6 protein-coding genes are annotated in these 8751 nt (G+C 60.8%); 2 read left to right on the top strand and 4 right to left on the bottom strand.

From position 1 onward, the window contains the following. Window positions 1-277: 277 nt before the first annotated feature. Both IFT47_RS19610 and IFT47_RS19605 read right to left on the bottom strand, forming a co-directional pair. Entirely contained in the window at window positions 278-682 is a 405-nt protein-coding gene (locus tag IFT47_RS19610) for a type II toxin-antitoxin system HicB family antitoxin (RefSeq protein ID WP_192173477.1), read from the bottom strand. A gap of 20 nt (window positions 683-702) precedes the next feature. Continuing rightward, window positions 703-900 carry a type II toxin-antitoxin system HicA family toxin gene (locus IFT47_RS19605; protein WP_192173678.1) on the bottom strand — a complete coding sequence of 66 codons (198 nt, stop codon included), beginning with the start codon at window positions 898-900 and terminating at the stop codon, window positions 703-705. Window positions 901-1534: 634 nt separating this feature from the next. Here IFT47_RS19605 and IFT47_RS19600 point away from each other — a divergent pair. Next, the gene (locus IFT47_RS19600; protein ID WP_213016797.1) at window positions 1535-2893 is read left to right on the top strand and encodes an MFS transporter; all 1359 of its coding nucleotides are present in this window, start codon (window positions 1535-1537) and stop codon (window positions 2891-2893) included. Window positions 2894-2967: 74 nt separating this feature from the next. On the opposite strand, the gene IFT47_RS19595 is transcribed toward IFT47_RS19600, so the two are convergent. Beyond that, complete coding sequence (locus tag IFT47_RS19595; RefSeq protein WP_192173478.1) at window positions 2968-5397, bottom strand: DUF3772 domain-containing protein; 2430 nt, start codon at window positions 5395-5397, stop codon at window positions 2968-2970. A 725-nt stretch (window positions 5398-6122) separates the two neighbouring features. On the opposite strand from IFT47_RS19595, the gene IFT47_RS19590 reads away from it, so the two are divergent. Further along, window positions 6123-7067 (top strand): DNA/RNA non-specific endonuclease, encoded by a 945-nt coding sequence (locus IFT47_RS19590; protein WP_192173479.1) that lies wholly within the window; start codon window positions 6123-6125, stop codon window positions 7065-7067. Between the two features lie 84 nt (window positions 7068-7151). Here IFT47_RS19590 and IFT47_RS19585 read toward each other — a convergent pair whose 3' ends face one another. Continuing rightward, complete coding sequence (locus IFT47_RS19585; protein WP_192173480.1) at window positions 7152-8750, bottom strand: J domain-containing protein; 1599 nt, start codon at window positions 8748-8750, stop codon at window positions 7152-7154. Between the last annotated feature and the right edge of the window lies 1 nt (window position 8751).

The following is an 8751-nucleotide window of genomic DNA, read 5'->3' as shown; positions in this document are numbered from 1 at the left end:
TTGCGCTTTCTGGTCATGTAGAACTCCTCGATAAATGTATTTTCCACTTATCGAGGTGTCCGGGGAAATTAGACCACTGCAGCCTGACGTCTTCCCGGCTTAAGCCGGTCCCACAATCGAGGTCACCGCCGGTTTTTCTGGATGCACGCGATCCATTGGTGGGACCGGCTTTAGCCGGGAAGAGGCCGGTGTGCATCCATCAGTTTGCGGTGTGACGCTTTCCCGGCTAAAGCCGGTCCCACCCGGTGCGCGTGGTATTGCTGCGGTCACTTTCTATTCAAACCCGCCCGAGTTTTTCCAGCGCCGCATCCGCCAAAAACGAAGAGCGGCTTTTGACGTTGTGGTCGCGAACATAACGGTCGATGCGCTGTATGACGAACCCTGGCAAGGTGACATTGACCTTCTCGGTCTTGCCCAGATAAGGGGTGATGTCGATCTCGATCATGCCCCAACCCATGTTTGCGTAATCGTCATTATCATGATGCGCTCGAGCCGATGATGGCATCGGCACGGCGTGACCGTCGGCAACCCGTTCTTCAAGACAAATATGGGCAATTTCGACCGCGGCGTTGTAAGCGTCTTCGAACGTGTCGCCAGCCGTCACCGCGCCGGGAATGTCCGGAATCTGTATGCCGACAGCCGTCGTCTCGTCGCCCCATTCGATGGCGATGGGATATTGCATGATGTGCTCCTGCGCTAGGATCAAGTGGGTGCCAGAGGTAATAGACATGCCCGCCTCCTGATGCTTTTGATCGTTCCGATGGGAAGGTCCTTCTTCGGATGCGGGACCGGGATGGAGTTGGGGCTGCACGGATGTGTGTAAACGTGATGGCTGCCTCTGATTCGGGCCAAGGTCCAGCCCGCGGCCTCTAACTCTGCAATTAATTCCCTGCTTTTCACCAGCAGCTCCCTTTGAAGTGTGGGGCGGATGGTGAAAGTCACTCGATGTTAGATCAAGGAGGAAGATGTATCTAGAGTTATGAATAATAGAAAAGGGCAGTCCTCTTCAGATGTCACGACGCCGAGGAGAGCACGGCGGATTCGGTCTGAACAGGTGGCCAGCGAGGGGCTGACAGGCAAAGTTGATCAGCATTTCACTGGCCGCCCCCTTCCCCGCGCCTGCCTGAAGCGCGGCATCGGCTTGGTGAAACCGCCGAGAAGAGCGGACCAGAGCCATCTTGAAGAAAAAGATTGATTTATTTTCATGCACAAGCTTCAACACCCGATCGCCCAGTCCCTCTACCCCTCAGACGATACAACCGGGCACGTTGTCGCACCCAAGGCAGCCCGGCTCGGTTGTGCTTAATCGATTCATCTGGCATAAAAAGCTGGCTTCGGGCCCGAAAATCTAGAAAAAACATAGATTAATGGGTCGACGACAGCTGCTGTCACGTCCGACCCCCGCCCGCTACCCATCAAGCCAGTTTGCTCGCTGCCCGAAGCGGAAATCTGTGCCACCCATCTGCCTTTCAACCTCATCGAGGCCATTCATTCGGCGCGACCAAACGCCGTGCATCAAAAAAGGAACGGAAAATTGAGCGATCAATCCACTCCGAACACTCCACTCTCACGATTCTGCGAAAAAGTCGGAATTCCCTATCCCATGTTCTGGGGCTTTGTCGGCCTGTTGATCTTCATGATCGGCGATGGCGTAGAACTCGGATACCTCTCGCCCTTTCTCAGTGAACGCGGCATGCCCGGCGACGAAATCGCCATGATCTTCACCCTCTACGGCGTCACGGTCGGGATTTCATCCTGGCTCGCCGGTGCGCTCTCCAATATCTGGGGCCCGAAACGAGTGATGTTCCTGGGATTGGTCATCTGGAGCGTGTTTGAAGTGCTCTTCCTGATCTACGGATTGCAGGAACTGAGCTACTCGATGATTCTCCTGACCTACGGCCTGCGCGGTTTCGGTTATCCATTGTTCGCTTATGGCTTTCTGGTGTGGATCGCAGCGTCAACGCCGTCCCGCAAAATGGGCATGGCCGTGGGCTGGTTCTGGGTGGCTTACGCTGCGGGCCTGCCGATGCTGGGTTCTCTGGTGGCGAGCGCCGCCATCCCGCTGATCGGCGCATTGCAGACCTTCTGGTTGTCCTTTGCTCTGGTGGTCATCGGCGGCGCGATTGGTCTGATCGGGATGCGTGAAGCCCACGGCATGCGTCGACTGGCGCCCGAGGGTGAGCGGCCGATGGTGTCGATGGCGAAGAACATCACCATCATGTGGACGCGTCCGAAAGTCTCGCTGGCCGCCCTCGTCCGGGTGATCAACACCTCGTCGATGTTCGGTTTTCTGGTGGTCATGCCCGGGTTCTTCATGCACACCGTCGGCTTCACCCTGGAAGAGTGGCTACGCCTGCTGACCATCGTCTTCGTGTTCAACATCATCGGTAATCTGAGCTCAAGCGTGATCAGCACCAAGATCGGCTATCGCAACACGATCCTGTGGTTCGGCGCGGTGGGCAGCACGATCAGCACGCCGTTGTTCTTTTTTATGCCCCAGGCGTTTCCCCACGATTTCCTGATCGCTTCGATCTTCGGTGCCTTTTACGGCCTGACCCTGGCGTGTTTCGTCCCGCTGTCGGCACTCGCACCCGCGTTGGCGCCGAATAACAAAGCCGCCGCGCTGTCGGTGCTAAGCCTGGGGGCAGGGGCGTCCACATGGGTGGGCCCGGCGGTGGTCGCGATTTTCAATGAAAGCTACGGCATTGAAGGGGTGGTCTGGGCATTCTGCGGCTTGTACGCACTGAGCGCCGTGCTGACCGCCTTCCTGAAAGACCCGGAGCCAGTGCATGACCCGATCCTGATCAAGATCAAACGCCGGATCAAAGTGTTCGCGCCGCGTCTGGATTATCGTTGGGCCCATGCCGAAGACCCGAACAAAGACGTAAGCTGATTCCGGTGCTCGCGCGGCGTGACCGTCATGAAAGGGTCGACTGCCGCGCCGCGTGTCTTAATGGGGCGGGGTGATCAATCAGCGACTGCCGGCGGTTGCTCCTTGCTCAGCCCGTCGTTGATCAACACCATGCTCTGCGGTGCGGACAACGCGATGCCCATTTCCCGAAGGCGGCCCAGCACGGTAAACAACAGGTCGCTTCGGGCACTGCCCACCGAGCGCGGGCTGTTGACGTAACCGCTGGCGCTGATGATCAGGCCCTTGTTGGTCAAGTCTTTGAAGGTGACCGAGGGCGCTGGCGTATCGAGGACGGCTTCGTGCTCGGTAAACGCCTGCAACAGCAGTTCGCGGATCTGCAGGACATCCGTTTCCAGCGGCAGCGTCAGGGAAATCCCGACCACGCCCAGCGCGTTGCCCATGGTCACGTTGCGCACGTTCTGAGTAATGAACTGGGAGTTCGGCACGATCACCGTGGAGCGGTCGGACATCTGGATTTCAGTGGCACGCACGTTGATCCGGCGAATATCGCCCTCGACCCCCGCCAGGCTCACCCAGTCCCCGACCTTGACTGGCCGCTCGGTCAGCAGAATCAAGCCCGAGATGAAGTTCTGCACGATGGCCTGCAAACCAAAACCGATCCCCACCGACAGGGCGCTCACTACCCAGGTCAGGTTGGTCAGGCTGATGTGCAGGGTGGACATCACCACCGCAATCACCAGCACAAACCCGATGTAGCCGATCAGGGTCACCAGGGACGCCTGCATGCCGGCGTCCATGTTGGTTTCCGGCAGCAGCCGTTCGCCGAACCATTCCTTCAGCACGCGCACGCCCAGCATGCCGAGTACCAGGCAACCCAGTGCCATGAGAATGTCGCTTGGAACGATGTTCAGGTTGCCCAGGGATTTGTTTGTGACTTCCATCTGGGTGAAGCTTTCGAGCAACTCGCCCGGGCTTGAACCCGAGGGCAGAAAGGCCAGCAGCACGGCGGCCAGCAACAGCAAGCTGCGGCCTACGCCCGCCAGAATGGTGCTCGCCTGGGCCTGATGGCGCGGGGACAGGCCGAGTGCCGAACCCAGTGCCATGCCGCCCGGTTGCTTGGGCGACAGGAGGGTTTCGCAGACGTCGCCGAAGAACGCCACCAGCAGGTAGGCGGTCGATGCCACCACGCTCATCCAGAGCAGCTTGACCGCAAGGAAGTAGGCCAGCGTCAGGTACCCGCTCAGCAACGCCAGCAAACTCAATCCGACCCACACCGCGACGACGAAGGGGATCAGCCCGGCGAGGCCGCCCGGACGCTCGATTGCAAAGCGGCGGCGGGTGCGGCGGTAGCGCACCAGGCCGAAGAAGAACACCAGCGAAACGGCCAGTGCGGTCAGGCCGTTGACCGCGACGGTCAGCGCCAGGCTGCTGGCGATCACGCTGTTGATCCGCTCCTGGGTACCGATGACCATCAGCGCCAGGGCCAACACAGGCGGAAAGCGGCCCATGGCCGTGGCAATCTCGTCAGGAATCTTCGGCAGGCGCCACGAGGGGTGCGGCAGCATCAACAGCGCGCGGCCCAGGCCGACGATGAAGGCGCAGAAGGTGATCAGCGTCTGCAGTTGGTCGAGGAGATTGACCACGTCGTTGCTCAGCACTGCATTGCTGGTGATGCCCCAGCGCAACAGGGAGGTGGCAGTGGTGATGGTGAGCACGGTCGAAAGACCGACGGCCAGTGCCAGGGCGCTGCGGCGCAGACGGCCCTCGGGCAGCCAACGGACCATCAGGCGGATCAGCAGGCTCTCCAGCAGGCGGCGCACCACCACCCAGATCAGCAGCGCGCCGATCACCACGCTGGCAAACAGCATGCGGTTGCCGGGCGCCAGTGCGCTGGTGAACACGCTGCGGACGTCGTCCAGCAGGCCGTTCATGCGCCTGAGGTCGTCATCGGTCGGGCGAATCAGGGTCGACCAGAACGCCGAGCTGAGAGGGCTGGCCGTGCGCGTGCTGATTTGCGAGTCGAACAGGCTGCGGCGCAGGCTGAAGATCTGCGTGGCCAGGTCCCGTGCCGACTGACTCAAGGTATTGGTCTGGCGTTCGTCGCTGACCAGCGCGTTTTTCTGGGCGGTCAATGCCTTGCGCTGGCTGGTCAGGGTGGGCGCTTCGTCCGGTTGCACCGGGCCGAGAATGTTCAGCTGATCGTTCAGGTGCTCGATGTCGACCGCCTGTTTGGCGATCAGGTCATCGGCTTGCTTCTGCACCTGTAATGCGGCCTGGCGCAGGCTCGACAGCAGGTCATCGTTGGCGCTGACGGTGACTTTCTGCCGGATCTGGTCGAGCTGTTCGCTCAGGTCATCCAGGCTTGGCGCCTCGACTTCCGGCGTTGCATCAGGTTGGCTCGCGGCCTGCGGTGCGGTTTGTGGCGCGACCTGCGCCGCCGCGGCCTGTGCGAAAGCGGGCAGGGTGACGCACAGCAACAGCGCGAGCACCCCAGCGTAGAAACGGTTCAACGTGACGTGTTGCATTCGGGTTCCTTTGGGGCGTTAACCGGTTTTGCGAGCTGATCGTTTGGCGCATGTATCGAACGGCAGGCGGGGCTCTCGATCATTCGTGCGCGCGGGGGCGGATGATAGCAAGGATTGGGTCGTGACGACTCACGCTCGCTGTCCATTGCCGGCAGTGGTGCGGCTGATGGAAGATCAAGAGCGTCTGCCTGGGGGCAGACTGTTTCGCCTTCGGCGAGTTACTTGATAAAGCCCCAAGTAACCAAGGGCTTGTGCTCCTGATTGGGCCCCTCCTGCGTCGGGGTTCCTTCACTCCGGTCCCGCTCCGTGGGCCCGCGCCGAACGGACATCCATGTCCTGACGGCGCTCTCGCCGCATCCATGCGGCTCGACCCACTGCGCGAGACCTGCGTTCAGCCTGCACCCAAGTCGCGACTGGTGTCGTCTGCACTCGCCGTGTATGAAGATCAAGATCAAAAGCGCATTTAGATCAGATCAAAGGCTTCCCGGCTAAAGCCAGTCCTACGGTCAAGGTCACCGCCAATCCCACTGCACGCATACGATGCTTTTGTAGGACCGGCTTCAGCTGGGAAGGGGCCCTCTCGGTCAACATCAATTCGTGCTGTGAACCACAGTTGGCCGATACCCCCTTCAGGTCATGTGATATTCACACTTGGCGGCACATGATCGTGTTCGGTGTTAAACCGGGCCCGTCCGACGGACCCCCATCAATCAAGAGGTAGCAGGATGCCCACACATAACGCTCAGGTGGATCTCGCCCACCGCCCCCGTCTCGCTGATCTTCAGCCCATCACCGCCGATCCGTCATCCCATGCCACCGCGCTGCGATCAACCCCCCAAGGGCGGATCACGCCGGCGTCGCAACTGGAAGGTCGCTCAGGCTACAGCGGCGATTTCCTCGGGGAATTCGTCGTGCCGTGGCCGACGACATCAACGCCGGACGACGTGTTCCCGGTGGGCAATCCGGGCAATCGTCTGGATTACACCCACTTCTCCATCAGCATGTCCCGGAGTCGGCGCATTGCGCTGTATGTGGGCGTGAACATCGAGGGTGGCAGCAGCGTCGAGATCGTGCGGAGTCAGGGCAACTGGGCCTACGACGGTCGCCTGCCGGTCGAGGCGCAGATTGGCGACGATCTGTACCGCGACAACCTGCTCGATCGCGGCCATCTGGTTCGCCGCCAGGACCCCAACTGGGGCGCCGAGGCGCAGACCGCCAATCAGGACACCTTCCACTTCACCAACTGCTCGCCGCAGATGTCCGCCTTCAATCAGAAAACCTGGCTGGAGCTCGAAGACTTCATCCTGGAAAACACCCGCCGCTGGAAAGAGCGGGCCACGGTGTTTACCGGGCCGGTCCTGCGCAGTGACGACCCGCTGTACCGGGGCGTGCAAATCCCCCGAGCCTTCTGGAAAGTCGTCGCGTTCCTTGGCGATGACGGCAAGCCTTCGGCCAGCGCGTACGTGATCGACCAGACTCGCGAGCTGGGCAAGCTGGAACTGGTGTTTGGCGCACTGAGGACGTATCGACGCAGCGTCACCCAGATTGAGGCGCTCACCGGCATCCGTTTTGGCGAGCTGACGCGGTATGACGGGTTTTCCAATGAAGAGCAGATCACCGGCACCCGGATCGAAGCGCTGATTCAGCGGCCGGAAGACATTCGGCTGTAGCGTTGTCCTGCGATACCGCTGCAGGGGGCCTCTTTTTCTAAGGCCAAGCCCTTCCGTGCGACTTCTCCTGAAAGCGGCCCGGTCTCAGGTGCCTCGCGTCAGCTGAGTGCCGGGCATGTCCATTTGCACATACGCAATCACACTCACCATGACGATGCAGAACAGCCACTGCAGGCGGCTGAGCCCGGCGATCCGGTAGATCGCCTGCAGCGGCTTGCGCCAGCGATATGGGCGATCCACTGGCACTGCACTTTTGGGTTGCAGCCTGCCAATCAGGCCAGTGATGACGTAGGTGGCCACCCCTAGAAGTCCCAGCCATTTCCAGAGCACAAAGGCCAGGGCCAGCACCGGTACGCCGTTGCGGATCACCAGATAACGCCGATTCCGCGTCAGTGTATGGCGTGCGCACCATGCGCTGAAGCGTTGATCCTCATCGTAGAAGTACTCCGAGAATCTGACCCAGTGCTCATACAGCTTCTTGCCCATGTACGTGAGTAGCAGCCCTGTCATCAAGATGAGCGGCGATATGACGACCAAGAGCAGGAGAGGGGCGGGGACGTCGAGTATGCCATTCAGTGCGAGGGTAATAGTCAGAACAATGCCCGCCCGCTGCGTGACGTGGGGCGGACTTTCCGGCCCCACCAGTGCTTGCCAGAACCATGGATTGTGGTCCGGGAACCTCCGTGCCCAGTCGGGAAACCGCTTCGTGAAGTCCTCGGATAATTGTTCGCAAGCCTGCCAGTCAGCCTCGGTGAATGTCGCGACGCGTGCCTGCAGGCGTTCCGCCGACGAACCCGTCAGGAACAGCGCAGCAGCATTGGCGCGAGGGTAGGGATGCTCCTCGCCCTGGCGCACCAGCGCACGCAATTCGTCCACCCATTTCTTCTCTTCGCAGCGCCAGAGCAGCGCGTGCCATTGCTCATCAACGATGGGGACAACGGCTGACTCGCTGTCCCAGGCGAACAGTTGCCGAATCCTTTGAAACAACGCGGGGGACCAGTGCCTATGTTCGAGAAAAAGATCGAGCACCTGCACGTGAAGCGTCTGGCGACGCGCTAAATCGCCCAGCCAGCCTTGTCGACTGTGGTGCTCAAGGCACCCGATGAAGCGTGTTTCTTCGCCGGCCGCCATGTATTGCTCCAGCCGGCGGTACAACCCCATGGAGAGCAGATGGCCAAGCCGCTGCTGATCGGCCTCCCGCGGGCGAATCTGCTGCCACGGCGTCAGCCACTGGCGGGTTTCAAGGCCCCAATGCAACAGGTTCGGGTGGGCGTCCGGTGCCTGTACGCAACGCATGAACAGCAGGGTCTCGACGGTCGATTCGATGCCCCGTGCGATCGCCTCATTCCAGCACTGACCAACGGCAGCATCGTCGAACGTCTCGAGCAGTTCAGCGGCCTGCTCCTGAGCGGAACGCACCACTGGCCGAGTGACTGGCACGGGCCTTTCCATCAAAGGCGTTGCCAAACCCTCCGCACGCAACGTCTCGCCTGCGCTGTCATCTTCGCCGTCGCGCGCCAGTTGCAACGCGCGCTCGTAGGCCTCACGCAGTTGCTGGAACGCGACCGGATTTTCGTCGGGACGGGTAACCTTCAGCAGCTTGGCGTATTGGCGTTTAACACTGCGCTCGTCGGAGCGGGCAGGGAGGTCGAGAATCTTCCAGCAATCGAACGTCGTGTCCATG

This window comes from Pseudomonas sp. CFBP 13711 (assembly GCF_014842265.1).
Lineage (GTDB): Bacteria > Pseudomonadota > Gammaproteobacteria > Pseudomonadales > Pseudomonadaceae > Aquipseudomonas.
Note: the sequence above shows the minus strand (reverse complement) of the source record. Positions and strands in the feature narration are given on the sequence as shown.

What these genes read in the sequence shown, in the direction of transcription:
- IFT47_RS19595 (WP_192173478.1), bottom strand. Translation starts at nt 5,397, where the DNA reads ATGCAACACGTCACGTTGAACCGTTTCTACGCTGGGGTGCTCGCGCTG.
- IFT47_RS19585 (WP_192173480.1), bottom strand. Translation starts at nt 8,750, where the DNA reads ATGGACACGACGTTCGATTGCTGGAAGATTCTCGACCTCCCTGCCCGC.
- IFT47_RS19590 (WP_192173479.1), top strand. Translation starts at nt 6,123, where the DNA reads ATGCCCACACATAACGCTCAGGTGGATCTCGCCCACCGCCCCCGTCTC.
- IFT47_RS19610 (WP_192173477.1), bottom strand. Translation starts at nt 682, where the DNA reads ATGCAATATCCCATCGCCATCGAATGGGGCGACGAGACGACGGCTGTC.